Origin of the sequence: Haloferula helveola, assembly GCF_037076345.1 — a bacterium.
Taxonomy (GTDB): Bacteria; Verrucomicrobiota; Verrucomicrobiia; order Verrucomicrobiales; family Akkermansiaceae; genus Haloferula; species Haloferula helveola.
The window spans coordinates 3,174,541-3,200,104 of sequence record NZ_AP024702.1; the positions used below are offsets into that span (position 1 = coordinate 3,174,541).

Genomic DNA, 25,564 nt, shown 5'->3' on the forward strand with positions numbered 1-25,564 from the left:
CGATGAACCTTTTCAAATTCCAATGGATCCCGCTCGCCGTGCTGACGCTGGCATCCGTGTCGTGCGACCACAGCGAGCACGCCGAGAACGAACATGCGCAGGAGGAAGCCAAGGCTCCCACCAACCGCATCGACATCCCCGCCACCGTGCGCAGCAACCTCGGCATCACCTTTGCCAAGGTCGAACGCCGCAACGTCGCCGACACGCTCCGCGTTCCCGGCTCGTTCGAGCTCAAGCCGCGTGCCAAACACGAGTATCGCCTCGTCCTGCCGGCCCAGGTGAGCTTCGAAGTCGACCAGTTCCAGAAGGTCGAACCGGGCACGGTGCTTTACCGGTTCCAGTCGCCGCAGTGGCTTGAGTTCCAGTCGCGCATCGACCTCGCCGTGGCGAGCTACGAGCAGGCGACGCTGAAATACGAGACTCTGGCCGCACGCATCGAGGCGCTGACCAAGGCCGACTTCAAACGGGCCGACCTTGAGCTCGAGGCTGCCAGCCTGCAGGCCGAGCTGGCCCGCCAGAAGGCGGAGCTCAATGCCGCCCTCGCCGCCGCCACCAGCATCCTCAACCCGCACGGCGGTGCGAAGGAGCACACGTGGAGCCCCGACGATCTGCTCACGCCGGTCGATGTCGATGGCCGCACGATGCCCCGCTACCAGAGCATCCACTGGATCGAGGCCAAGGCGATCGAGCCGGGCGTGGTCGAGTCGCTGGCGGTCACCGACGGCAGCTTTGTCGACCAGACGACCCTCGTGCTGACGACGATCGACCCGACCCAGATCCGCTTCCGGGCGCTCGGCCTGCAAAGTGATCTCGCGAAGTTCGAAGCCGCGCCGGAAGCGCGCATCGTGCCGCACCAGGGCGGTGGGGAAGATCTCAACGACGCCGTTCCCGCCAAGCTGGTGCTCGGGCTCGATGCGGATCCTCTCCAGCGCACGATCGCGCTCTTCGCGGACCCGACCGAGAATCCCGCATGGGCGCGCCCCGGTGTTTCAGCTTTCCTCGAAGTGGTTGCCAAGTCGACCGGCGGGCCGGCGCTGGCGATCCCGCGCTCGGCGGTGGTGAAGGATGGGATCACCCACGTCTTCTTCAAGCGCGACCCCGCCAACCCGAACAAGGCGATCCGGGTCGAGGCCGACCTCGGCATCGATGACGGACGCTGGGTCGAGGTGAAGAGCGAGGTCGGCCCGAACGACGAGGTCGTGTTGGAGGGTGCCTACGAACTCAAGCTGGCGTCCGAGCAAAGCGGGACGAGCCAGAAGGGCGGACACTTCCACGCCGACGGAACCTTTCACGCCTCCGATCACTGATGCTCTCGCGACTCATCCGATTTTCGCTGACCCACGCCTCGCTGGTGCTGCTCGCTGCCGGGCTGCTGCTGGCGGTCGTGGCACTGCGTTTGTCGAAGACACCCGTCGATGTGTTCCCGGAGCTCAATGCTCCGACTGTGGTCATCATGACCGAGTCCCCGGGACTCGCCGCCGACGAGGTCGAGCAGTACGTCACCTTCCCGATCGAGAGTGCGGTCAACGGCATGCAGGGCGTGCGCCGGGTCCGTACGTCGAGCGCCATCGGCCTGTCGATCGCCTACGTCGAGTTCGACTGGGGAATGGACATCCTCGCGGCCCGCCAGCTCGTGTCGGAACGGCTCGATACGGTCCGGGAAGACCTGCCTCCAGGCGCCCATGCCGAGATGGCGCCGATTTCCTCGATCACCGGCGAGATCATGCTGCTGGCGGTCTCCTCGCCCGGTGGTGAGCTGAGCGATATGGAGCTGCGTTCGTATGCCGAATACGACCTGCGCAACAAGCTGCTCGCCATCCCCGGAGTGTCGCAGATCGCCGTGATCGGCGGCGAGTTGCCGGAATACCAGGTGCTGGTCCGGCAGGATGACCTCCGGCTCCACGGGCTGACGGTCGCGGACGTCGCGGAGGCGGCGGGCGAGGCTCACAGCACGCTCAGCGCGGGGTATCTGCCGAATGTCGACTCGCTCGAACTGCCGGTCCGCCAGAGCGGCCGCGTCCGCTCGGTCGAGGACATCGCGGGCACGGTGATCGAGTATCATGACCAGTTCCCGATCACGATCGGCGACGTCGCCGAAGTCCGCATGGGTCCGGCTCTCAAGCGAGGCACAGGCGCCGATGGCGGTTCGCCGGCGGTGGTTCTGACGGTCAAGAAGGCGCCCGGCACCAACACGCTGGCGATTACCGAGCGGATCGATGCAATGCTCGACGACCTCGAGCCGACGCTTCCGGTCGGCCTAAAGGTGAACCGGCAGATCTTCCGCCAGTCGGACTTCATCAACCTGTCGGTCAACAACGTGGTCCACGCGCTGCGCGATGCCGCGATCATCGTCGCGGTCATCCTCGTGTTGTTCCTGCTGAACGTCCGCACGACGGTGATCACGCTCACCGCGATTCCGCTGTCGCTCGCGACCGGCCTGCTGGTTCTCGACTGGCTCGGTCAGTCGGTCAATGTCATGACCCTCGGAGGTCTGGCGATTGCTGTCGGGAGCCTGGTCGACGACGCGATCATCGACGTCGAGAACGTCTTCCGGCGACTCAACGAGAATGCCGCGAAGCCCGAGGCGCAGCGCCGCCGCCGTCTCGATGTCATCCTCGATGCCAGCAACGAGATCCGCCCGGCGATGGTTTTCGCTACGGTGATCATCGTACTGGTGTTTCTGCCGCTGATGTTCCTCGAGGGGATCGAGGGCCGGTTCTTCCGGCCGCTCGGGATCGCCTTCGGCATCTCCATCCTGGCGTCGTTGCTGGTCGCGCTGACCGTGACGCCTGCGATGTGCCGGTTCCTGATGAAGGAGAAAGCCGGCGAATCCGGGGAGAAGGACACTCCGGTGGTCCGGTGGCTGAAGGGCGTCTATGAACCGACGGTCCGGCGCGCTGTGAAATACCGGAAGACCGTCATGGGCGGAGCGCTGGCAGCGACGCTGCTGGCGCTCGGCCTCGCATCGACCTTTGGAAGATCATTCCTGCCGGAGTTCAACGAAGGGACGTTTACGGTCATGCTTTTCGCTCCGCCGGGGACCTCGCTCGAGGCCAGCGACCGGATGGCGGGTGCGTTCGAGAAGCAGTTGCTCGAAGTCGATGGCGTCCGAAGCGTAACCCGCCGGACGGGCCGGGCCGAACGTGACGAACACGCGGAGCCCGTCAGCAACTCGGAAATCGAGATCACCATCAAGCCGGGCTTCCGGAAGGAGGAAGTTCGTCGGGAGGTCAGCGCGATCCTCGAGAAGGTGCCCGGCATCACGACCAATATCGGTCAACCGATCGAACACCGGCTCAGCCACATCCTGTCAGGCACGCCGGCGGCGATCGCGATCAATGTTTACGGCGATGATCTCGCGAAGCTGCGCGTGATCGCGAAGCGGATCGAAGGCGTGCTGAAGCCCTTGCCGGGAGCCCGCGATGTCGCGGCCAACCGTGAGGTGATGATCCAGTCCCTTCCGGTCGAATACCGTCCGGCCGATCTCGCGGCTTTCGGGCTGACTCCACGATCCGCCGCCCAGCAGGTCCGCGATGCGGTTTACGGAGTTACGGTGACCGAGATCAATGAAGGGGTTCGACGCTACGAGCTGGCGGTACGCCTTGCCGACGACGAACGCGACGAGGTGCGTGATCTCGACAACCTGATCCTCCGCGGTAAGGGCGGGGCGATGGTCCGTCTGAACGAAGTTGCGGACATCGGTCCTGAAATGACCTCCAATCTGATCGCCCGCGAGAACTCGCAGCGGAAGGCGGTCGTCACGCTCAACGTCGACGAAGGTTACAATCTCGGTGACATGGTCGCCGAGGTGCGCCAGCTCGTGGATCCGATCGTTCAGGAATACGGCTACGTTGTGAACTACGGCGGCCAGTTCGAGGCCCAGCAGGCGGCGAGCAGGACGATTCTGCTCTTCAGCGGACTGGTGGTGCTGATCATGTTGATCCTGCTTCAACTCGCCATCGGTTCGATCCGGGTGGCGCTGCTGGTGCTGGTCAACCTGCCACTCTCGCTGATCGGCGGCATCGTCGCGATCTACATCGCCGAGTCACCCGGGATCTTCAGCAACACGCTCGCGCTCTTCGGTCTCGGCGGGCACTACACCGCGCCGGTCATCTCGATCGCCAGCATGGTCGGCTTCATCACGTTGTTCGGCATCGCGGTGCGCAACGGCATCCTGCTGGTGAATCACTACCAGCACCTGGTGGAGCACGAGGGCCGAACGATGTTCGAAGCGATCATTCAAGGCTCTTCGGAGCGGTTGGTGCCAATCCTGATGACCGCATTGACCGCCGCACTGGCGGTCGTGCCGATCGTCCTGCGCGGTCAGGAGCCGGGCAACGAAATCCTCGCGCCGCTGTCGGTCGTCATTCTCGGCGGCCTGCTTTCCTCGACCTTCCTCAATCTTGTCGTGGTCCCTGCGGGCTACGCCGCCCTGCATCGCGTCACAGCCGATCAACCGAATCCCCAATCCAAACCAACAACCAAGCAACCAACACCATGAAACCAAAATTGTTCATTCCCGTCTTCGCCATGTCCGCTGTTCTCATCGGATGCGAAAAGAACGAGTCGGCTCCTGCCGGCGCTCCGGAAGAGGTCCACAAGCATACCCCGGAAAGCGGCGGTGGTCTCGACCACGGTCATGCCGAAGTCCCGCTTGGAACCCTCAAGGCCGGTGAGCTCGAACTCGAAGCCACGCAGGGCGTGGACGTGGTGGAAGCCGGCAAGGAAGGAATCATCGTCATCAAGCTGCCGTACAAGGACGACGGCGCGACGGTCGTCCGGGCCTGGATCGGCACCGAGGATCGGACCCTGTCCACCGTGGGCAAGGGGAACTACATGGCTGAGCACGGCGACTACGACATCCACGCCACCGCCCCCGATCCGCTTCCCGAGGGAGCCATGTGGTGGATCGAGGTCGAGAAGCCCGACGGCACCAAGCTCGTCGGCTCGATCACGCCGAAGCTGTGAGGTAGCGCGGCTTTCCGCCGCATCCCAATCACAATTGCGTGCCTCGGGGAATGCTCCCCGGGGCACGTTTGCTTTTCGTCCGCCATCAGGCGATGGCGGGTCACTTCATCAAGGTGCCACATCGATCGCGGTGGCGTTGATCACGAGAAGTTCCGGAGTCGATCCTTCCGCGACGGTTCCGGCAATGGTAAGCGTCGCCAGCTTCTCAATGCCGCCGACGCCTTCGATGCCTTCTTTGAGCACGCGACCGTCGGCATCGACCACCTGGATGGTCGCGGTGCCGCGCTTCTTGTCCTTGGCGCTGTCGCAGCAGACATCCCAAGGCGTCTCGCATTCGTCGTCCGGGTTCTCGTTGCACGGGGTCAGCACTTCGGGGTCGCCGAGGATGAAGGCCGATCTCCCTTCGACAAAGGGGCTCACATTACCCATCACCCGGCCGCTGACCGTGATAACGTCTCCGGGTTTGGCGGTCTCGCGGATCACGTGGATGGCTTTCGGTTCCCCCGAGGGCGCCGCGTCGATGACAGTCATCAGGGCTGCGCTGGGGGCAGCGGGAGCGGAGTCGCCCGGCGGCGCGGCCGCCTGATCGTTTTTCTGGCAATGGGCGAGCAGCACGACGGCGGCGGTGGCGAGGCAGGTGTGTTTCAGTTTCATGATTGTTGGTTCGGGTGTTCGGGATTCAGGACATGCGTAGAGCGACGGGAAGGGGCGGCTTGAGGCAGCGGATGGCGGGAGGCAGGGCGCCGAGCAAACCGAGAAACAGGCCGGTGGCGATTCCGGTCAGCGCCACGCCCGGGCCGATCTCCACGGTGAAGGCTCCGATCGAGAACGGAACCGTCCGTCCGTCGAGGAAGAGCAGGGCGATGACCGACGCCGCCAGCGTGCCGGTCAGGCAGGCAAGCGTGCTTTCCTGGACGAGGCTCAGCACCAATGCGGTCCGGCTGAAGCCGATCGCTTGCAGCGTTCCCATCTCGCGCACCCGCGAGGCGAAGGCGGCGTAAAGCGTGTTGACGCCACCGAACAGGGCGCCGGCACCGATCAGGCCGGCAGTGATCCAGATCATCGTCCGCAGTGGCCCGAAGAAGTTACTAAGGCGGCCGTAGTAGTCGCTTTCGCGCAAGGCGGTGAGTTCGAGATCGAGCCGCTGCTTGGCGAACAGGTCGGCCTCCGCGAAGTCCGCAGGATCGTCGAGCCGCAGGACCACGCAGGAAAGGGTGTCGCGTTGCGAAAGCACCCGGATGTCGCCGAGTGTCGCCCACACTTCGGACTCAAGCACGGTTCCCGGGGCGGCGAATCTGCCTGAAATCGTCAGTTCCTGTCCGCTGAGCCTCACCTTGCGGCCGATCCGCAGGCTGTTCTCGGGCACGCCGAGCTTCCGCCATGCGAGGCGGCCGATCATGACTTCGCCCGCGCGCGGGAACCGGCCTTCGAGCATGCGGACTTCGGAGTGCACCCGCAGCGCTTCCGGCGAGACGCCCCGGACCAAGGCCTGCGTGCGTTCGTGTCCCGGGAGGTCGAGGTAGTTCATGTAGTGGATCTCGCCTGACACGGCACGTATTCCAAGGGCTTCCGAAATCCCGGGGATACTGGCGGTGGCGATTCCGGCCGCCCGCTCGGGAACCTCGCTGCGCTGCACGCTTTCCTCGGATCCGGTGCCGACGAGGATCACGTTGTGGGGCGATCCGGATGCCGAGAGGACTTGGTTCATGCCTTGGTTGATCGCGACGGCCGACATCACCAACAGCACGACCAGAGCGCTGCCGCCGATCGTCTGGAGCAGGCGCGCCTTCGAGCGGAACAGGTTTCGGGTGGCGTAGCTGAAGGGAAGCATCGGTCAGTGGCGCAGGCTGTGGACGATCGGTTGGCGGATCGCCTGGAAGGCGGGCCAGAGGGAGGCGAAGATTCCGAGCAGGAGCCCGGCGGCAATGCCGACGCCGACCACCGTCAGGTCCGGCCGGATCGCGAGTGTCTGGCCTTCGTTGCCCATGGTGAAGCTCTGCCAGCGCAGGAAAGCCGTGGCGAGACCGACGCCTACCGCGCCGCCGGCGAGGCCGAGCATGCCGCCTTCACCGACCACCAGCGTGGCGATCGCCTTCCCCGGGTAACCGAGCGTGCGAAGTACCGCGTTTTCCTTCACCCGGCCGCGGACCACCAGCAGCAGGGCATTGGCGACGAGAGCCGCAACCGCGATCACCGCGCCGACACCAAGCCAACGGGTGAAGCCGATCAGTTCGACCAACTCGGAGGCGGTTTCGGCGAAGAAGGCCTTCTCGGGGCGGGTGTCGGTCGGTTCCTGGCCGGAACGGAATTGGTCGTCGATCGCTTCGGAGACGCGCCCGAGATCATCGGCCGATCGGACACGGACATTGAACTGCGTGACCACGCCGAGTCCTGCGCGCGATGCCTGCTGGAGGAAGGGTAGCTTGACGTAGGCGACGTTATTGTCCTGCGCATTGGGCGATCGCAGGATACCGGAGACCGTCACCGTGACCCCAGCGGCGTCGAAGCGGTCGCCGGGCGAAAGCCGGCGTCGCTGGGCGAAGACCTCACCAAGCAGTGCACCGTCGTCACGTTTGAGCCACTCCTGTTCGCTGCCTTCGATGATCTCGATCTCCGGCGCGAAACGGGTGAGCTTATCGGCAGGGACACCGCGGAAGGTGACGACGTCGAGTGAGGCGCCGCAGTTGTTCACCACAACCTGCACCGGGATCACCTCGCGGACGCCGTTGATGCGGCGGATCTCTTCGGCGTAGTGCTCGGGCAGACGGCTGGTCGATGGGCAGAAACGGTTCTCCCGGTAAACCACCAGCGTGGTATCGGCCGCCGTCGCCTCGGTGGCGCGGGCCAGCGAGCGTTGCAGCGTTTCCACCGCGGTGAAGAGGAACATGCCGGAGGCCACGCCCAGCACCGTAAGCAGCGACCGCACGCGATGCCGGACAAGCTGGAGCCACGAGAGACGTAGTAGATTGAGAAGCCGGTTCATGCGTTCTCGAGCAGCTGGCCTTTCTCAAGATGCAGCGTGCGGTCGGCGGCCGCCGCGGCCTTGGCGTCGTGGGTGACCATCACGATCGTCTTTCCGTAGTCCCGCGTCAGGTCGCGGAGCAGTTCGAGGATGCGAGTGGCCGACTCACGGTCGAGGTCGCCGGTCGGTTCGTCCGCCACCAGCAGCGGCGGATCCGCGACGATCGCGCGGGCGATGGCGACCCGCTGTTCCTGGCCGCCAGAGAGTTCCGTCGGCGTGTGATGGACCCGGTCGCCGAGGCCGACGAGTTCGAGCGCCGTGGCGACCCGGTCGTGGCGCTCTTTCTTCGACATGTCGGAGAGCAGCAGGGGCAGCTCGACATTTTCGAAGGCTGTCAGCACCGGAACGAGGTGGTAGAGCTGGAAGATGTAGCCGACGTGCTTGGCCCGCCATGCGGTGAGCTGTCGGCGCGGGAGTTCGGCGATGTCCTGCCCGGCGATGACGAGCGATCCCTGGGTCGGGGAGTCGATCCCGGAAAGCAGGTTGAGAAGCGTCGTCTTCCCCGAACCGGATGGTCCCATCAGGGCGAGGAATTCACCCTTCGGAACCCGGAGGTCGAGAGCTTCGAGCGGTGTCACCACGGTGGAGCCCTTGCGGTAGCTCTTCGAGACGCCGCGGCATTCGATCATCAGGTCGCTCATCTTTGGATCAGGTTGGGTTTCACGCGCTGCCCGTCCTCCAGATCTCCCGGTCCGACGACGACCCACTCTCCTGGCTGAAGTCCTTCATCGATGCGCAGGTAGCCGTCCTCGTGCTGGCCGACGCTTAGCACCGTCCGTGCTTCGACCCGTTTGCTCTCCGGATCGCAAACCCAGACCGTGTCGCCGGCGAGCGCCGCCTCGGGGATCCAAACCGTCAACGATCCGGTCCCGCCCGTCGCGGCGGAAGTGTCGCGCGCCGTCGCTTCGAGAAACTCGACACGGCACAGCATCTCCGGGCGGAGCTGGTCGCTGGGCTTCTCGATGCGAACCTTCGCCTGCAGCGTGTTGCGCTGGAGATCGGCTTCACCGGTGATACGTGTGACCTCACCCGGAAACACCGTATCCGGAAGCAGGCTGCAGCGGATCCTCGTTCGTTGACCGATCTGCAGGCCCGCCGCATCCGCGAGTGGTACATCGACCCGGACCTGGAGGTGCTCGGGATCAAACAGGATCGCCACGGTCGCACTGTCAGGGTCATCCATCGCCAGCATCTTCTTCTGTCCCGGGGCTCCGAGGAGTCGCAGCACCCGGCCGTCCGCCGGGGCGCTGATTTTGGTGCGCGACAGCGCCAGCTGGGCGGTCTCGACTTCAACCTTGGCCGACCCGATGGCGGCATCGAGGACCGACACATTTGCCTCGAGTTGTTTCACCTCGGCTTCGGCCTTTCCGACCGCGGCCGAAGCCGCAGCTTCCACGGCCTTGGCCCGGCGGTGGGCGCTCCGGATCGAGACCAGTTCGGCCTCGGAGATCGAGCCGCTGGAAAGTCCTTCGACCCGGTCGACCCGGTCGCGGGTTTCCTCGACCTGGGCTGCGGCCGCCTCGGCCTGGGCCCGGGCGGCGATGACGCTGCGACGGCCTGCTTCGATCGACTCGAGCTGAGCCGCGCGCTCCGCCTCCCGCGTGCGAAGCATCTGCTCGGCGGATCGGAGGGCGAGTTCGAAGTCCTCGCGGATAAGGGTCGCGAGGGGTTGGCCCTGCTCGACGTTCTGTCCTTCGAGCACGTGCACCTCGTCGATCACGCCGTTGACCAGGGCGGTCGCCTTGATGGGAAGAGGGTCGGGTTCGATCCACCCGCTTGCTTGAAAGGCTGTGGGTCCATCTGACCGGAGCAGTCCCGCAGCAGCGGCATCGCGTGGCGCGGTCGACTCGGCCGGAGTGGCGAGAACGATGGCCACGTCGACCTGCTTCGCCGGCAGGATACGGTCGCGGAACAGCGTGAGGAACAGGAGGCCGAAGCCGAGTACGATGGTTGCCGGAATTCCCCATGCGGGGAAGCGGGTTCGCCCTGTGGACGGGTCGGGGTTTCGGCTGAGGGATTGGAGAGAAGGTTTCATGGAAGGCGGATCGGTGGAGACAAGGCATCCGTGGGGATGCACGGCGTCGCGCGACAAAGGCACGACGGAGCGAGGCGGAATGCGCTTCGCTTCAGAGTCTCCAGATCGCCAACAGGGCGCGTCGGAAGGAACTTGGGGTCGGTCCGCGAATCGACGGAACCAACGTGGTGTGGCTAGCCGAGCTTCGCACCGGGGGTGCGACCAGCGCAGGCTGCCAGCCGAGATCATTCTCCGGCGTTTCGGGGACCTCGGGTGCGGGCGTGGGTGACGAGGCATCCGGCAACTTCTCCAAGTCCACGCAGCATGGCGTTCGGTCATCGTCGGTGGCGCCACAGCAATGATGGCAGCAGTCCGAGGCGTTGACCGACATGGGAAGCATCGTCTTCAGGCAGAGACGCACAGGTCCTCCCACCGCCGGGGAAGAAATCCCGGTGAGGATCAGGAGAAAGACTGCGATCGCCTGACGCATGCTAATCATAAATGTCGCTCCGCTGGTTCCATGGTCAAGGAGGCAATTGAAGGTGTGCCTCCCCGGGTCGGCGACCCGCGTGTAGAAATGGCGCGCCCGGCTGGATTCGAACCAGCGACCATCCGCTTAGAAGGCGGGTGCTCTATCCAACTGAGCTACGGGCGCTTCGGGGATGGGAGATACCTTGCGAAGCTCTCGGAGACAAGGCCTGAGGGTGAGCGGGCGGCAGCCGAAGCCGACATTTGATGTCGCTCCTACGGAGCTTGGATCGTGGGGATGGGCGGGGGCTAGAGAGATGTCGGTCCTAACGGACCTTGAGAGGCGGAGATCGGATCAGGGATCAGGGATCAGGTGGCAGGTGGCAGGTGGCAGGTGGCAGGTGGCAGGTGGGCAGAATGGAGCGCCGGTTATGAAACCGGCATCTTTGGTGATGTGAAGTCGATGGCAGGTGGTCGGATGGCGGATGGCGGATGTGGCGGTGGGAAGTCTTAGCTCCGAAGGAGCGACATCTTTGTAGAATCGGAGGGGCGCGAGATGTCCGAGCTCCGTAGGAGCGGCATCGGATGCCGAGCGAGGAACCCGGAAGTGAAACCCATAGTCAGGGCTGGAGGAATGATCGGGGCTTTGCTGTACTAATGGTGTGGAAATGCCGCCCGCCCAGCCCCCCGCGCCGAACCCCCAGGCGATCCAGGATGCCGAGCACATCAAGTTGCTGGCGATCTTCCATTACGTTTACGCCGGGTTGGTCGCGCTGGGAGCGTCGATTCCGATCATCCATGTGGCGATGGGTTTCGCAATGGTGAGCGGGGCGATTCCGATGTCGTCGGGCACGCCGCCGTCTTCGGGAGGAGCTGTGCCGCCCGATGCGAGCTGGATGGGCTGGTTCTTCGTGATCATCGGAGGCTCGGTCATCATTGTCGGTTGGACTTTCGCCGTCCTCGTCTTTTTTGCCGGGAAATTCCTGTCGGAGCGAAGGCGCTACACCTTCGTGTTCGTGATTGCCTGCATCAACTGCATCAACGTTCCGATGGGGACGGCACTGGGGATCTTCACGATCCTCGTGATGCAGCGGCCGAGCGTGAAGGAGTTGTTCGATGGTCCCGCGCTGGGCAGTGGCTCGTAGACGGGGGCTGTTCCGAAACCGAAGCGATCATGGACGAGAAGACGAGAGAGCGGGTCGATCAACTGCAGGACTCCAAAGCGAAGAAGCGGGAGTTGGCCGCGAAAGCGCTGCGAAAGATGGGGAATCCTGAAGCCGGGCCTTTCCTCCAGGCAGCACTGGAAAAGGAACGGAAGGACCGTCGGACCTGGTCGAGTCAGTATCACATGATCCTGGCGCTCGGGTTCTGCGAGGCTCGCCAGGCGCTGCCGCTGCTCCGCGAGATGGCTGGGGAAGACCACCCCGCCACGATTCTTTATTCGGGATTGGGCGATGGCGATGACCCGCTCGGTTCCGAGTCCTGAAGTGGCGGCTGAAATCATCACGATGGCGCGGGATCCGCAGGTGCCGCTCAAGGTGCGGGGGTATCCGGGCGACATGACGGGGTTTCGGAAGTGGGTCGCGGTCGCCGCGGCCGACTGGGATCCGGAGATCAAGGATGAGTTTCTGAGGGAGTGCCTCGTGTTCGATCACCAGCACCTGACCACCGCGGCGACCGCATCGTTGCAGGGCAAGTATACGAAGTGGCAGCCGTATTGAATCCCGCGTTGGTTGCGCCGAGTCCGCCTGCGCTCCTTCGGAGCTTGATCATGTTTCTATTGAGCTGACCACGGGGTGAACCCCGTGGCTAACGGCCGTCGCCCCTTCGGGGCTGGTGGGAGGAGGGATGAGCCTACGATGTCAGGTGGCGTGTTGCCCGATAGATCTGGCGGTGTGGCAAATGATGGAACCGCAAAGACGCCAAGACGCGAAGGTTGGATCGGGAGAATTCTGAATCTGCTCTTCTTCGCGCCTTGGCGTCTTTGCGGTTCAACTACCTGGCGACCCGTGACGCGGCCGATTGTTGCTCGGGTGGCTCTTCACTCGAAGACGTATCGCCCGTTCCTGACTTTGGTGTCGGGAGGAACGTGTTTCCGTTCGAACCAGTCGTAGCCCTGTTTGAGGTTGCGCCAGAAGTCGATCCACTTGCTGTCGGCGGCTCTGGCCATGCGGGGGGCGGTCATGCGGAAGGGAAAGATGTGGATGCGGATGATCCGCTGGCCGTTCCTCAGGGCGGCGTCACAGAGCGTGTAGATCTCCTCGATTTTGGTATCGGTCATGGCAAGGCAGCCGATCGAGACCTGGTTTCCGTGCACCATGATGAAGGTGCCGGTGCGTTCATGGTGCCGGTCGTAGGCGTTCGGGTAGCCGATGTTGAAGGCAAGGTGGAAGGTCGAGTCGGGCTTCATGCCCGAGCGATGAAAAAAATACATCCCTTCCGGAACCTGCCGGTCGCCCTCTTCGAGCTTGGAACCGAGTCCGCCTGAAGCTGCGGCGACGTCGTAAGTACGAAAGAGCTCGTATTTCTCGCTGCCGCGGTGGCGAACCCAGACTTCGAGGACATTTTCCTCCTTGAAGGCGCGGAGGAAGACCGGGTCGCCGAAGTGCAGGCCTTTCTTTTCGAGATCGCGGGTGAGGGCGGGCCGGACGCGGTTGGCGGCGGCCTTGGCGCGTTCGGGGCCGGGGAGCGATGAGTCGACAGCGGTCTCGCTGGCTTCGGGCGGTCGGGTTTCCACGGTGAGTTCGTCGTCGGTTTCCTCCTGGCTGCGGCAGCAGGTGAACGCGAGCGGGAGGATCAGGAAAAGGACTTTCATGCGATCGCGACTTCGCGGGGAGCGGCCAGCGAACCGATCGCGCCTGCGAGCGCCTCGGCATCGGGTCGCGGAAGGGTCTGCAGGAGCGGATGGTCGGGAAGCCCGCAGGCTTCGGTGGCGATGACCGGGATGCCCAGCGCGAGCGCCCTGAGGGCGAGCCGTGGCTGGTGCTCGACCCAGGCTGGAAGGACGAGTGCGTCGGCGTTTGGCAGCTCATCGAGGGAAGTCTGACGCCAGTTGATGTCCGCCAGCGGGTCCTTCGACGCATCCTCGCGGGCACGTCCGAGGATCAGGAGTTCGTGGTCGGTTCCTTCGAGGGCTACGGCGAGCTCATGGATGCCCTTGCGGCCGAGCGCGGAGCAGGGGAGGAAGAGGCGAAGGCTCGTTGGAGGCGTGGCAGTGCCGCGCGGTCCTTCCGCTTTGGGCATGTCCCATTCGAGTTGCCATGCCCGGTGTCCGAAGTGCCGGGCAAGGGCGCGGTGCGGGGTAATCAGGCGGGCGGCGCGGTCGAGGGCCACGGACTCGTCGCGCACGAGGTCGGGGTCGGCGCGGAAGTCACCCAAAGTTGGTGAGCCGGGCTGGGCCTTGGCGGCGGTGTCGAGATGACGGTGGAGATCGGCGATCGGCCAACGCGAGACGAGAACGTCGAAGGTTCGCCCGCCGAACGCGCCGAGCCGCCAGAGGTGGGGAAGCAGGTTCTGGGACACCACGATGTGCCGGCACTCGGGTGAAATACGATCAGCGTAGTATTTCGCGAGGGCGGCGTCGGCATCGAGCAGCGCCGCCTGGCGGACGGCGCCCTGGGCGGGGAGCCGGCGTTGGCGGAACGAGCGGGTCAGGGTGGGCAGGGTGGCGTGTTGGACCGGGGTGCCGCCCGGTGGCGACCACGCGTAGTTCGGCTTTTTCCAACGGTGCCCGTCGAGCGGCAGGAACCAACGGTCTCCCTCGCGCGAGTGGCCCGAGCACCAGCGGTCGAACTCGGGCCATCGGGCATCGAGGAGAAAGGCCGAGTGGCCGAGCGACGGGGCATGGGCGGAGGTGGCGGCCGGGTGGCGGAAGCATTCAGTCTGGCCGCAGGTAAGGCAGTCGCCGGTCGCGGCGGGGCGGGGTGGATCGGCGGGGCGGAGCGCCGGCTGCTTGGTGCCGGTCGGGACCGCGGCACGGATGCGCACGACCAGATGGGTGGCGTCGAGCTCGACCTCGAGCCGCCAGTCGAAGGCGGCGCGGAAGCGCAGGTCAACGTAGTTCCAGAACACAGTGGCGTCGCGATCCCGTTCGGCGTCCGAGCCGGGAACGGTCCTTGAGTGGGCGTGGCGTTCGACCACCTCGAGATTCGATTCCAGCGCCGCCTGGTAGAGCAGGCCGGAAAGCTGGCACAACCCGCCGCCGGTCGACGGAACGAGGCAGCCTTCGCGCAGTTCGCGTCCGGTGGTGAATCCCTTGGAGCGGGTCGTGCGTCCGAGTTGACACCAGAAGCTGAACACCTGTCCGGCGGGAATTTCGAGGCCGTCGAGAGCCAGCGCCGCGAGCCGGAGGTTCTGGATCTTGCCGGCGGTCAGCGGGAATTCGGCCGGCGAGGTCTGCGTCCACAGCGGCGAGCGGGATTCACCCGCCACCGGTGCGTCCTGCAAAGCCCGGCGGTAGGGATGCCTCGGTGGCCGTGTTTTGAACTCGAGGGCGGTCCGACGGACTTGGAACACCCGGGTTTTCAGCCCGAATGCCAGCGCTTGGAGGCGGGACGGCAGTTCGCGGGCTGGTGGTTCGGGAGGCATGGTTGCTAGGGAATTAGCGCCGCGGTCGGTGAGTTCTATTTGAAGCGGGGGTGAAGACGGCGGGAGGGGCCGGATCGTCGGATAGGATGATTGAACCGCAAAGACGCCAAGGCGCGAAGGCCGGACCGGCGCGGGTTTGGAAATGATTCTTTCCTTGGCGCCTTCGCGTCTTGGCGGTTCAGGAATCTTCATGAACCCCGCGAAACCGCATTTGGGGTTGGTCGGCGGGAGGAATTCGTGCGAGGGGCTGGTATGGCAGCGGCGATCGGCATCATCGGAGGGAGCGGGCTCTACGAAATCGAAGGATTCGAGAAGGCGGAGGAGCGGGTGGTCGAGACGCCCTTCGGCGAACCGTCGGATGCGCTGGTCGGCGGGATGCTTGCCGGCCGCCAGGTGTGGTTTCTGCCGCGGCACGGTCGCGGCCACCGGATCCTGCCGCACGAGATCAACCACCGCGCCAACCTCTGGGCGCTCCGCAGTCTCGACGTCCGTTTCCTGATCTGCGTGACGGCGGTGGGCAGCCTGCGCGAGCAGTATGCGCCGCGTGACGTGGTCCTGCCCGACCAGTATTTCGACCGCACCAGTCGTCGCGAGCACCACACCTTTTTTGGCGACGGCATCGCGGGGCATGTGTCGTTCGGCGACCCGGTGAGCGCCGGCATGCGCGGCCTGCTTCATGAAGCGGCGAAGGCCGAGGGCGCGCGGGTCCACGATGGCGGCACCTACGTCAACATGGACGGCCCGGCATTCTCGACCCGCGCCGAGAGCGAGGCGAACCGCCAGCTCGGCTTCGACGTGATCGGCATGACCAACCTCCCCGAGGCGAAGCTGGCGCGCGAGGCGGAGATCGCATCGGCCACGCTGGCGATGATCACCGACTACGATTGCTGGAAAGTCGAGGAGGCGGCGGTCACGGCCGAGGCGGTCATCGGCCACCTGACGGCCAACGTCGCCTTGGCGAAACGGATCCTCGCGCGGGCGATCCCGGCGGTTCCCGAGCAGCCCGAATGGCCGGAGCACAAGGCCCTCGACGGCGCGATCATGACGCCGCGCTCGTACTGGCCCGAGGTCACCGTCGAGCGCCTCAAACCCTTGCTGGGACGCTTTTTGTGACGTTTCCCGCCCAAATGCGGACGTGACATTGCCGATGATGGCGGCATAGTCATCCAATCACGATGACGCGCCCTATTTCGGAGATTCTCATGAAGACCGCCCTCCACGTTTTCTGCCTCACCCTTCTCGGCATCTCGCTGGGGAGCTGCAAGAATACCGACCCGGAGGCCGCGGCGAACGAGGTCAAGCCGGTCAAGAGCGCGCCGAACGGAGCCTACGAGGCGCCGACGACCCGGGGGCCGGTTCCGCGGAATCCGAGCATGAATCTGCCGTCGAACTTCGACAAAAGCAGCGTCACGGTTTCCCGCGTTTCGGTGGGCCAGCCGTACATCGCGATGACCTTCGATGACGGCCCGCACCCGCAGAACACGCCGCGGCTTCTCGACATGCTGCGCGAGCGCAACATCAAGGCGACCTTCTACGTGATCGGCCGCAACGTGGATCTCTACCCGGCACTCACTCGCCGGATCGTGGCCGAGGGCCACGAGATCGGGAACCACACCTACACCCACGGCAACCTCACCAAGATGAGCAACGACAAGGTGCGGGGTGAACTCAACAAGTGCCGCGACTCGATCGCCAAGGCGACCGGCGTGCAGCCGCGGACTCTCCGCCCGCCCTACGGCGCGCTGCTCCAGACCCAGCGCCAGTGGATCCACAGCGAGTACAACTACCCGACGATCCTGTGGTCGGTCGACCCGCGCGACTGGCAACGTCCGGGTCCCTCGGTGGTGACTTCCCGCATTCTCGCCGGCACCACGCCGGGAGCGATCGTCCTCGCTCACGACCTCCACGCTCCGACCGTCACCGCCATGCCGGCGACCCTCGATGGCCTGCTGCGTAAGGGATACAAGTTCGTGACCGTCTCGCAGCTTCTGGCGATGAAGCCCGACGAGTCGACGGCTTCGACCGCTCCCTGACATCGGCGACGACTTTCCGCCGCCATGCTCGGTGAGCGATATTTTCAATCACGGGACCGACTGTTAGGCTGCTGCAGGCGAATCGACGAACTCGCGGAGGCGAGCGGGATCGAGACGCGCGACACGGGGGACGAGGCCCGCAGGGAGCTGTCGCGTCCGCTGCGGATCGTCGCCTTGGGTGAGGTCAATGCCGGCAAGTCGACCCTGCTCAACGCGCTCGCCGGAGCCGAGCTCTGCCCGGCCGGGCCATTGCCGACGACCCAGCGGACGGGCTACTACCGCTATTCGTCAACCGAGCGCGAGGTCGAACGGGACAACGGCTGGGTGGTCGTGGGGCGGGACCTCGACTTCCTGCGCCACTTCGAGCTGATCGATACGCCGGGCACCAACTCCGGCTGGCGCGACTCGGTGTTTGCTGATTCCGGCAAGTATGAGGCGGTCGACTTGCTGTTGGTTGTTTTCCCCTCCGGCAACACCTGGACCGCCGCGACGTGGGAGCTGATCTCGCAGCTTTCCGAGGAGGCTTTGGACAAGACGGCTTTGGTCGTCCAGCAGGCCGACCTGAAGGGACCCGAGGATCTGCAGGTGATCGACGGCCACATGCGCGAGCTTTGCCAAAAGAAGATCGGTCGTGATCTTCCGATCCTGGCCGTGGCGGCGGGACTGGCGCTGGAGGCGAAGCTCGATCCGGAGTCGTCGCGCAAGTCATGGTCGGCGAGCCGCTTTTCGGTATTCGAGGAGTTCGTCACCTCGCGGCTGTGTGAGTCGGAGCGGCGTCGCTACCTGCTCGACCGGACCAGCCAGGAGGCGGCGAACCACCTGCGTGAGATCGAGGCAGGGCTTGACCGGCAGAAGCGGGGAATGGATGACGACGGTTGGTTCCTCGCGGGCATCGAGCGCGAGGCGAACCAGCTGCGCGACCTGATTCTCGAGAGTTCGCCGAAGACTTTGGCCGGTGCGCGGGGGCGCTATGAGAACGAGGTCGGAAAGCTGGCGCGACGGCTCGGGAGCATGCTCGGCGCCGCGCCGACCTCCTGGCGGTTGTTCTTCGGTGACTCGACCGCGGCGAAGGCGGAGGCCCGCTTGGCGGATGGTTTGCGCGAGGCGATCCGGGATTTCGCGGCGGCGGATGCCGAGCGGCTCCTGGAGGAATGCGAAGGCCACTGGAATGACGTCCGGCCGAGGGTGGTCGAGCGGATGGGGCTGGACCCGGGGGAGCCGGTGGTTTCCGGAGAAGCCCGCGAGGGAGTGGTCGCGCGATTTACCGAGACGGTCGGCAAGTCGGTCACCGGCGTGCTCAGCCAACTGCGGGTGAGGGCCTCGCTGGATGCTCCGCTCCGGTCGCGCAACGGGCGCCTGAAGTTTGTCGCCGCCCTCACCTTGGCCCTCCTCGCCGCGGCCGGTATTTGCGGCACGCTGGGGTTGGATCACTGGCCGCACTGGCTCCTGCTCGGGGCTGCTGGCATGGCGGGGATCTACATCCTTATGGCTTGGACCAGCAGGATCCGGATCGCGGGCGAGACCCGGCAGCGACTGCGGGATGCGTCGGGTCGTTTCGAGTCGGCGATGCGCGGCGACTACGCCGAGGCGGTTCGCGGACTTTTCGTCGAGTACTCGAACGGCCTGATCGGCGTCCGCCGACAGCTCGCGGAACGGCAGGCGACGCTCAAGCCGCGCAGCGAGCAGTGGGACCGGCTCTATCTCGAGCTCAAGTCGATCGAGCAGGAGATGGGGTGAGAATATCCAATATCCAACAAGGAATTCTCAATTTTCAATGATGGGAGGCGGCCACTCACGGCGATGCCGACCGTTCGCAACAAGAGCGCCATCACCTTTCCAGAAAGGAACACTCAACAAGGATTGCCCAACGACCAACGGGTCGAGTGTTCGGATCCCGCCCGATTGGACCTCTGCATTGGATATTGGATATTCCTCTTGGTCGGCTTTTGGCGAGTACCACAAAAAACGGCCCGGAGTCTCCCCCGGACCGTGATTGAGATTTGATCGGTCGAGCCGTGGATCAGGCGTCGCCGCCTTCCGGGCGCTTGCGCGGTCCTTTCGGGGCGTCCTTGCCAGGCTTGCCGTCCTTGCCCGGCTTCTTGGCACCCGGGCGATCCTTGCCGCCGGGGCCACCCGGTCCGCGCATCGGAGGAAGCTTCTCACCGGCATCGATGGCTGCCTTGCGCTCTTCGGCGCTCAGCTTGCCGTCCTTGTCGGCGTCATACTTGGCAAGAAGGGCCTCGTGCTTGGCCTTCATGTCGGCCTTGACCGCTTCGCGCTCTTCCTCGCTCAGCTTGCCGTCGCCGTCCTTGTCATACTTCTCGAGCATCTCCTTGCGGCGTGCCTCGGCTTGCCCCTTGCGGGCTTCCATGGCGGCCTTGCGCTCTTCCTCGTTGAGTTTGCCGTCGCCGTCCTTGTCGAACTTCTCAAGGATCTGGGGCGGCAGCTGGCGGTCGCCGCGCGGTCCCTTGGGCTTGTCGCCGTCCTGGGCGCTGGCGGTGATGGATCCCGCCACAAGAAGGGCGAGGGTGCTGCAGATGACTGTTGTCTTCATGGTTTCGGTTGGTTGATTGATTTGCGGTTTGCGTGATTGGAAACGGTAGGCCTCCCGTGTCTGGGAATTGGAACACGGGCTCGGGACAAAGGTTGCGCGACGGTTTGATTTGCTACTTCCGGCGAGGACCGTTTGGATGCCGCGCAGTTTCCCTGCCGATGACCGCCGAAGCACCATCCACCTCCAAGCGCGCCGTGTTCCTCCGCCGGACCGCGAGCACGCTCGGGTTGTGGGGATTGGTGGCAGCCGGTTTCTGGAGCCGGATGGCCTGGGCCTACGTGACCGTCATCGGCCTGCTCGCGCTGCTGGCGACGATCGAGTACTTCCGCATGCTGAAGGCAGGCGGGGTCAAGTGCTTCCCGCGTTTCGGTACGCTGTTCGCGATCGTCTATTCGATCGGACTCTACTGGTTGCTGGTGAACGGCGGGCCGCCGGAAGTGGTAGAGATGTCCGGGGCCTCGGTGGTTTCCGATAAGGCGATCCAGTCGTCGGAGACCGTGATTACGGCGGTGTCGAGCCTGCCCGACTGGTTCGATGGCGCGGCGGTTTTCCTGATGATCGCGGGCTCCTTCTTCCTCCAGCTGCGTTATCCGATCCGTGGCCTTGAAGCGATGCAGGCGGTGGCCAGCAACCTGCTCGGGTTTGTTTACCTGGCCTTCCTGTTCAATTTCGCCGCCCGCCTTCTGTTCGCGGTGCCGGGCCCGGGAGAAGTGCCGGGTGCGATGGTGCTGCTCTGGTTGATCGCGGTAACGAAGTTCACCGACATGGGCGCCTACATCGTCGGATCGGCGATCGGACGCCACAAGATGATCCCCCACGTGAGCCCCGGGAAGACCTGGCAGGGGTTCGGTGGCGCGATCTTCTTCGCCCTGTTGGCCGGCTGCGGTCTCTACGCCCTGTTCTCCGAAGACATGCCGAGCTTTGCCACGGGCCTCCACGTGCTGGGCGGTTGGGGTGCTGTGATCGTGCTGAGCATCGTGATCGCGCTGCTCGCCGTTGTCGGCGACCTTGCGGAGAGCGTCGTCAAGAGGAGCCTCAACGCCAAGGACTCCGGCCACATGCTGCCGGGCATCGGCGGCGCGCTCGACCTGATCGACTCGCTCTGCTTCACCGCGCCGGTCCTCTACTTCTATCTGAAATGGGTGACGATCGGGTGAGGCGCAAGAAGGTCGTGCTGCTCGGGTCGACGGGGTCGATCGGGTGCTCGACGCTTGAGGTCGCCCGGCAATTGCCGGACCGGATCGAGCTGGTCGGACTGGCCGCCAACTCAAGTGTCGAAAAGCTCGCCGAGCAGGTGAGGGAGACCGGCGTCAGGCAGGTCGCGATTTCCGAGGCCTCGAAAGAGCCCGAGCTCCGCGCCCTGTTGCCGGAAGATGTGAAGGTCCACGTCGGACCGGAAGGGATGGCCGAGCTGGCGACGTTGGAGGATGCCGACATGGTGCTGGTCGCGATCGTTGGCACGGCGGGCTTGCAACCTGCCTTGGCGGCGATCGAGGCGGGCAAGGACCTGGCGGTCGCTTCCAAGGAAATCCTGGTGATGGCCGGCGAGGTGGTCACCGCCGCGGCGGAGAAGCACGGTGTGCGACTGCTTCCCGTCGACAGCGAGCACAACGCGATTTTCCAGTGCCTCGACGGCCACCGCGGTGGTGAGAGCGAGGTGTCCCGGCTGATCCTGACCGCCTCGGGCGGACCGTTCCGCCGGACGCCGACCGGGGAGCTGAAACAGGTAACCGTCGAGCAGGCGCTCAAGCATCCGACTTGGAAGATGGGCCGGAAGATCACCATCGACTCGGCGACGATGTTCAACAAGGGGCTTGAGATGATCGAGGCCCGCTGGCTTTTCGGCATCGGAATGGAGCGCATCGACGTGGTCGTGCATCCGCAGAGCATCGTCCACTCGATGGTCGAGTTCGTCGATGGCTCGGTGCTGGCCCAGCTCAGCCGCACCGACATGTGTTTTCCGATCCAGTACGCGCTGACCTGGCCGGAGCGGGTGAAAGGCGGTCTGCAGCCGTTGGACTTCGGTGAACTGGCCAAACTCGACTTCGAGGAACCTCGCCACGATGCCTTCCCCTCATTGGGGCTGGCGCGTCGGGCGGGGCTGGCGGGAGGCACGCTGCCGGCGGTGTTCAATGCCGCGAACGAGGTGGCGGTGGACGCGTTCGTCGACCGCCGGATCGGCTTCACGGACATCTGGCGGGTGGTTGAAGAGACGATGGACGCCCATCAGCAGGGCGACGCCGGTTCGCTTGAGGGCCTGATCGCTGCCGACGCCTGGGCCCGCGGGCGGGCGGAGGAGTCGGTCGGCGCTCCGGGTGCCGCTGCGGATGCAATCCGCCGCCACGGTTGACGCGGGCAGGGGGATGGTCTCCCATCCCCGGGATGTCGAAGGAAGGGAAAGCGAGGCCGGGCGCGGCGCTTGGTTGGTTGTGGAAATACCTGCGCCCGCATCGCGCGATCTTCATTCCCTCGCTGATGGCCCTCTTCGTAACGGCGGGGCTCGCCTTGGTGTTCCCCCTGCTGCTGAAGGACCTGATCGGCGATCCGGCCGACGCGTGGCGCAACGGTGTGGATCCGTCCGCCGTGATGGACGGCCTCAACCGCAACCTCAAGTGGATGCTGGCCGCGCTCAGTCTGCAGGCCTTCATCGGCTTTTGGCGGGTTCTCGGATTCATCAAGTCGGGTGAGGCGGCGCTGAACGAATTGCGTCGCGAGCTCTTCAGCCACCTGCTTCGACTACCGGTGCCGTACTTCGAGGAGCAACGATCCGGAGCGCTGAGCACCCGTGTGGCCGCCGATCTTTCGGTCGTCCGCGAGACGCTGATGAGCACGGTTCCGCAGGCAGTGCGTCAGATGGTGATCCTGGTCGGTGGCCTGATCGCCGTGTTCTATTTCTCTCCACGACTCGCACTGGTGATGCTGGCCAGTGTGCCACTGGTGGTGCTGGCGGTGGCGATCTTCGGACGCAAGGTCCGCGGCCGTTCGCGCGAAGCGCAGGATGCGCTGGCCGACGCGGGCACGGTGATCGAGGAGAGCGTGCAGAGCATTCGCGACGTGAAGGCCTTCGGAAATGAGGACTTCGAGAACCGGCGCTACTCCCACGCCCTCGACCGTTTCATCGGTGTGACGATGAAGGGTGCCTTGGCGCGGGCGGGATTCCTCTCGTTCATCATCCTTGTGATGTTCGGAACCATCGCGGGCGTGGCGTGGTATGGCGCGCGCCTGCTGGTGACCGGCGGCATCGACAATGAGGACTTCGTCGCCTTCCTGCTGTTCAGCGTGTTCGTGGCGGCCTCACTCGGATCGTTTCCCGAGATCGTTTCCCAATTCCAGGCGATGAGTGGCGCGACCGACCGCATCCGCGAGATCCTCGCCGATACACCGGAGAGCGGTGGCAGTGATGATGCGGAGGGGCTCGAAGGACGGGTCGAACTCGACAAGGTCAGCTTCCGTTATCCTTCGCGGCCCGATCGCGTGGTGCTGGACGGCTTGTCATTCCATGTCGCGCCCGGCAGCCGGGTTGCCTTGGTCGGACCGTCGGGTGCAGGAAAATCGACGGTGTTTTCGCTGATGCTCGGCTTCCATCGCCCTGAGGAAGGGGAGGTCCGGTTCGATGGAAAGTCGGCCGCCGACTTCTCGCTGAAGTCGCTGCGCTCCAGCATGGCGATGGTTCCGCAGGAGGTGCTACTTTTTGGCGGAACGATCCGCGAGAACATCGAGTACGGCCGGCCCGGCGCGACACCCGAGGAAATTGAAGCAGCGGCCAAGGAGGCGAATGCCCACGGTTTCATCGAGGACCTCCCGGACGGCTACGACACGGTGGTCGGTCCGCGCGGCGTGAAGGTCTCGGGAGGTCAGCGGCAGCGGATCGCGATCGCCCGGGCGATTCTGGCGAATCCGAAGATCCTGCTGCTCGACGAAGCGACGAGTGCGCTCGATGCCGAGAGCGAGCGACTGGTGAACGAAGCTCTGGAACGCCTGATGAAGGACCGGACGAGCCTGGTGATCGCGCATCGCCTGTCGACCGTCCGCGATGCTGACCGGATCGTGGTGATCAACTGCGGACGGGTCGCCGAGTCGGGAACCCACGACGAACTGATGGCAGGCTCCGGCACCTACCGGCTGCTGGTCGAGACGCAGCTCAGTTGAATTCCCCGGCGCCGACCTCAAGGCGGAGGAAGACGGCCGGCGCGTTGCGGTTGACGGTGATCGTAACCAGCCGCGTTCCGTTTTCCGCGGGTCCGAAGATCACGGTGCCCGAGGCGTCCTGCCAATTCGTCAGGTCGGTGGAGCGGGCGAGACGCCATGGAGTGCCGTCGATGAGTTCGTAGGGATTCGCGGGATCGAAGAGTGAATCCGAAATCCGGAACGAGGCATCGATGGAGGTGGCTGCCACCGTAAGCATGACGGGATCCGGCCGGCTTGCCGGGTCGGCGGGCGAGGTGCCGTGAAAGGTTTCCAGCAGGTCGTCGAACCCGTCGCCGTCGGTGTCCGCCGGAGTTCCCGAGCCGCCGGCGCTTCCCGATCCTTCGGGGGCCAGTTGCACGATCGTGCCAGCATAGGCGGAGGCGATCAGGAGGCTCTCGGTATCGGTAGGACTGAGACCGGCATTGAGCGACAGTTCGACGAGGGCGGCGGCACTGGCGAAGGCGGCCGAGACGCTGGTGCCGTTCACTTCATCGTAGATGCCCGGCTGCGGGTCGTCGAAGCGCAGGGTGCGCACGGTATCGCCCGGTGCGGAGAGATCGAGCGCGCTGCCGTGGTTGGAAATCGCGGTGAGTTGATTGTCGAAGCCGCTGGCGCCGACGCAGATGATGCCGGACTCGGTGCCGAAGGCGGAAGGGACGTAGTCTTCCGCGAGGCTGCCTTCGTTTCCGGCGGAGACGACGACCGTGATGCCGGCATCGACGGCGTCTGCCAGCGCGTATTCCAAGAGCGAGCTGCCCGAAGCGGTCGAACTGCCCAGCGCGAGGCACATGACGGCCGGGAGTCCGTCGTTCTGCTCCAGGTGGTGGTCGATCGCCATGTAGATGCCATTGGCGACCAGGCCCGAGGTGGTGGCGGGGCCGTTCGGGTAGACATCGATGCTGACCAGCCGCACAGGCGTGCCGCGGGCGGCTCCGCACTCGGGGCCGGAGATTGCGGAAAGCATTCGCGTGCCGTGTTCGAAGATCGAGGAGCTTGTCGGATCGCCTTCGCCGCGGCTCAGGAAGTTCGCTTCGAGAAGGAGCTTCGGGTTGGCGTCGAACCAGTTGTTCGGATTCGAGACCGCGGTGTCGATCAGGTAGAGGCGTGTCTCGCCGCTGGTCTCGGCATAGGCGAAGTCGACCACGTCCGGCGGTGTCGTGGTGCTTGAACCATCCTCAAGACGGGCAAGGGCCCAGCCGGCATCGGAATCGACGGTGTTGGGACGCAGTTGGACTTCGGGTTCGGCGATGACGCCGCCGAGTGAGAGGACCGAGGCGACATCGAGAATGTTGGCCTTTCCGATCACCGCCCGACGGCTGTCGGTGCCGCGGTCGATCTCAAGGTAAACCTGAACCCCGAGGTCGTTGAGCTCGTCCGTGATGGCGTCTACCGTTCGAGGAATCAGAGCGTTTGGATCGGGTCGGAAGATCCAAGGATCGCGGCGCAAGAGATCCTGACCGCTGGCTGCGGGAAGGAGGAGTGGGAGGGCGATCAGCCAAAGCCTTTTGAGGCGGGACAGGGGGAACATGAGCGAGGGGGATGCCCGGGACGGGTGGGTTGGTTCGGGCGCGCTAATGATCAGGATAACTGGAATATAAGCACTACCGTGATCGCGGGGGTCGGGAGTGCGCTGGGCTAAGGCTGAGTTCGAAGAGATGCTGGAAGAACCCAAGCGTGGTTGCTCGCACTGCTGGATGGATGAAGTCCGGTGGGGTGTTGCGTCTCGAACT

General features: G+C 64.9%; 21 protein-coding genes and 1 tRNA gene. 12 read left to right on the top strand and 10 right to left on the bottom strand.

What is annotated here, in order from left to right:
* The first annotated feature begins 2 nt into the window (after positions 1-2).
* The 3 genes from HAHE_RS11785 to HAHE_RS11795 are packed head-to-tail and all read left to right on the top strand — an operon-like array spanning position 3 to position 4,968.
* Positions 3-1,307: a hypothetical protein gene (locus HAHE_RS11785; RefSeq protein ID WP_338684694.1), complete on the top strand. Its 1,305-nt coding sequence runs from the start codon at positions 3-5 to the stop codon at positions 1,305-1,307.
* Positions 1,307-4,501 (top strand): efflux RND transporter permease subunit, encoded by a 3,195-nt coding sequence (locus tag HAHE_RS11790; RefSeq protein ID WP_338684695.1) that lies wholly within the window; start codon positions 1,307-1,309, stop codon positions 4,499-4,501. Before HAHE_RS11785 ends, HAHE_RS11790 begins: the two co-directional genes overlap by 1 nt.
* Entirely contained in the window at positions 4,498-4,968 is a 471-nt protein-coding gene (locus HAHE_RS11795) for a hypothetical protein (protein ID WP_338684696.1), read from the top strand. Before HAHE_RS11790 ends, HAHE_RS11795 begins: the two co-directional genes overlap by 4 nt.
* A gap of 108 nt (positions 4,969-5,076) precedes the next feature.
* Here the strand turns inward: HAHE_RS11795 and HAHE_RS11800 are convergent, their stop codons facing one another.
* From HAHE_RS11800 to HAHE_RS11825, 6 genes are all read right to left on the bottom strand, one after another.
* Positions 5,077-5,622, bottom strand: coding sequence for a hypothetical protein (locus HAHE_RS11800; protein WP_338684697.1), 546 nt, complete (start codon positions 5,620-5,622; stop codon positions 5,077-5,079).
* Positions 5,623-5,647: 25 nt separating this feature from the next.
* Positions 5,648-6,799 carry an ABC transporter permease gene (locus tag HAHE_RS11805; protein WP_338684698.1) on the bottom strand — a complete coding sequence of 384 codons (1,152 nt, stop codon included), beginning with the start codon at positions 6,797-6,799 and terminating at the stop codon, positions 5,648-5,650.
* Between the two features lie 3 nt (positions 6,800-6,802).
* Positions 6,803-7,951, bottom strand: a complete 1,149-nt coding sequence (locus HAHE_RS11810; RefSeq protein WP_338684699.1) for an ABC transporter permease — start codon at positions 7,949-7,951, stop codon at positions 6,803-6,805.
* Positions 7,948-8,631, bottom strand: coding sequence for an ABC transporter ATP-binding protein (locus HAHE_RS11815; protein ID WP_338684700.1), 684 nt, complete (start codon positions 8,629-8,631; stop codon positions 7,948-7,950). The genes HAHE_RS11810 and HAHE_RS11815 overlap by 4 nt, the downstream gene beginning before the upstream one ends.
* The gene (locus HAHE_RS11820; RefSeq protein WP_338684701.1) at positions 8,628-10,025 is read right to left on the bottom strand and encodes an efflux RND transporter periplasmic adaptor subunit; all 1,398 of its coding nucleotides are present in this window, start codon (positions 10,023-10,025) and stop codon (positions 8,628-8,630) included. The genes HAHE_RS11815 and HAHE_RS11820 overlap by 4 nt, the downstream gene beginning before the upstream one ends.
* A 557-nt stretch (positions 10,026-10,582) precedes the next feature.
* Positions 10,583-10,659 (bottom strand) — tRNA-Arg (locus HAHE_RS11825).
* A 481-nt stretch (positions 10,660-11,140) separates the two neighbouring features.
* Between HAHE_RS11825 and HAHE_RS11830 the strand changes: the two genes are divergently transcribed.
* From HAHE_RS11830 to HAHE_RS11840, 3 genes are read left to right on the top strand one after another with little or no spacing between them, the layout of a single operon-like run.
* Positions 11,141-11,617, top strand: a complete 477-nt coding sequence (locus HAHE_RS11830) for a hypothetical protein (protein WP_338684702.1) — start codon at positions 11,141-11,143, stop codon at positions 11,615-11,617.
* Positions 11,618-11,646: 29 nt separating this feature from the next.
* Positions 11,647-11,958, top strand: coding sequence for a HEAT repeat domain-containing protein (locus HAHE_RS11835; RefSeq protein WP_338684703.1), 312 nt, complete (start codon positions 11,647-11,649; stop codon positions 11,956-11,958).
* A 1-nt stretch (position 11,959) separates the two neighbouring features.
* Positions 11,960-12,193: a hypothetical protein gene (locus HAHE_RS11840; RefSeq protein WP_338684704.1), complete on the top strand. Its 234-nt coding sequence runs from the start codon at positions 11,960-11,962 to the stop codon at positions 12,191-12,193.
* A 320-nt stretch (positions 12,194-12,513) separates the two neighbouring features.
* Here HAHE_RS11840 and HAHE_RS11845 read toward each other — a convergent pair whose 3' ends face one another.
* Both HAHE_RS11845 and HAHE_RS11850 read right to left on the bottom strand, forming a co-directional pair.
* Entirely contained in the window at positions 12,514-13,287 is a 774-nt protein-coding gene (locus HAHE_RS11845) for a murein L,D-transpeptidase family protein (protein ID WP_338684705.1), read from the bottom strand.
* On the bottom strand, positions 13,284-15,059 hold the full coding sequence (locus HAHE_RS11850) for a VanW family protein (RefSeq protein WP_338684706.1): 1,776 nt from the start codon (positions 15,057-15,059) through the stop codon (positions 13,284-13,286). Before HAHE_RS11850 ends, HAHE_RS11845 begins: the two co-directional genes overlap by 4 nt.
* A gap of 252 nt (positions 15,060-15,311) precedes the next feature.
* Between HAHE_RS11850 and mtnP the strand changes: the two genes are divergently transcribed.
* The 3 genes from mtnP to HAHE_RS11865 all read left to right on the top strand — a co-directional run bounded on the left by mtnP (position 15,312) and on the right by HAHE_RS11865 (position 18,829).
* Positions 15,312-16,172 (top strand): S-methyl-5'-thioadenosine phosphorylase, encoded by an 861-nt coding sequence (gene mtnP / locus HAHE_RS11855; RefSeq protein WP_338684708.1) that lies wholly within the window; start codon positions 15,312-15,314, stop codon positions 16,170-16,172.
* Positions 16,173-16,261: 89 nt separating this feature from the next.
* Complete coding sequence (locus HAHE_RS11860; RefSeq protein ID WP_338684710.1) at positions 16,262-17,092, top strand: polysaccharide deacetylase family protein; 831 nt, start codon at positions 16,262-16,264, stop codon at positions 17,090-17,092.
* 24 nt (positions 17,093-17,116) lie between these two features.
* Complete coding sequence (locus HAHE_RS11865; RefSeq protein ID WP_338684712.1) at positions 17,117-18,829, top strand: dynamin family protein; 1,713 nt, start codon at positions 17,117-17,119, stop codon at positions 18,827-18,829.
* 283 nt (positions 18,830-19,112) lie between these two features.
* Here the strand turns inward: HAHE_RS11865 and HAHE_RS11870 are convergent, their stop codons facing one another.
* On the bottom strand, positions 19,113-19,646 hold the full coding sequence (locus HAHE_RS11870) for an EF-hand domain-containing protein (protein ID WP_338684714.1): 534 nt from the start codon (positions 19,644-19,646) through the stop codon (positions 19,113-19,115).
* A 158-nt stretch (positions 19,647-19,804) separates the two neighbouring features.
* Here HAHE_RS11870 and HAHE_RS11875 point away from each other — a divergent pair, with 158 nt between their 5' ends.
* The 3 genes from HAHE_RS11875 to HAHE_RS11885 all read left to right on the top strand — a co-directional run bounded on the left by HAHE_RS11875 (position 19,805) and on the right by HAHE_RS11885 (position 23,795).
* On the top strand, positions 19,805-20,803 hold the full coding sequence (locus HAHE_RS11875) for a phosphatidate cytidylyltransferase (RefSeq protein ID WP_338684715.1): 999 nt from the start codon (positions 19,805-19,807) through the stop codon (positions 20,801-20,803).
* Positions 20,785-21,996, top strand: coding sequence for a 1-deoxy-D-xylulose-5-phosphate reductoisomerase (locus HAHE_RS11880; RefSeq protein ID WP_338684717.1), 1,212 nt, complete (start codon positions 20,785-20,787; stop codon positions 21,994-21,996). Before HAHE_RS11875 ends, HAHE_RS11880 begins: the two co-directional genes overlap by 19 nt.
* Before the next feature lie 125 nt (positions 21,997-22,121).
* The gene (locus HAHE_RS11885; protein WP_338684719.1) at positions 22,122-23,795 is read left to right on the top strand and encodes an ABC transporter ATP-binding protein; all 1,674 of its coding nucleotides are present in this window, start codon (positions 22,122-22,124) and stop codon (positions 23,793-23,795) included.
* On the opposite strand, the gene HAHE_RS11890 is transcribed toward HAHE_RS11885, so the two are convergent.
* A complete protein-coding gene (locus tag HAHE_RS11890; RefSeq protein WP_338684721.1) occupies positions 23,788-25,362 on the bottom strand; it encodes a S8 family peptidase in 1,575 nt (524 codons plus the stop codon). The two genes, HAHE_RS11885 and HAHE_RS11890, sit on opposite strands and share 8 nt — an antisense overlap.
* Between the last annotated feature and the right edge of the window lie 202 nt (positions 25,363-25,564).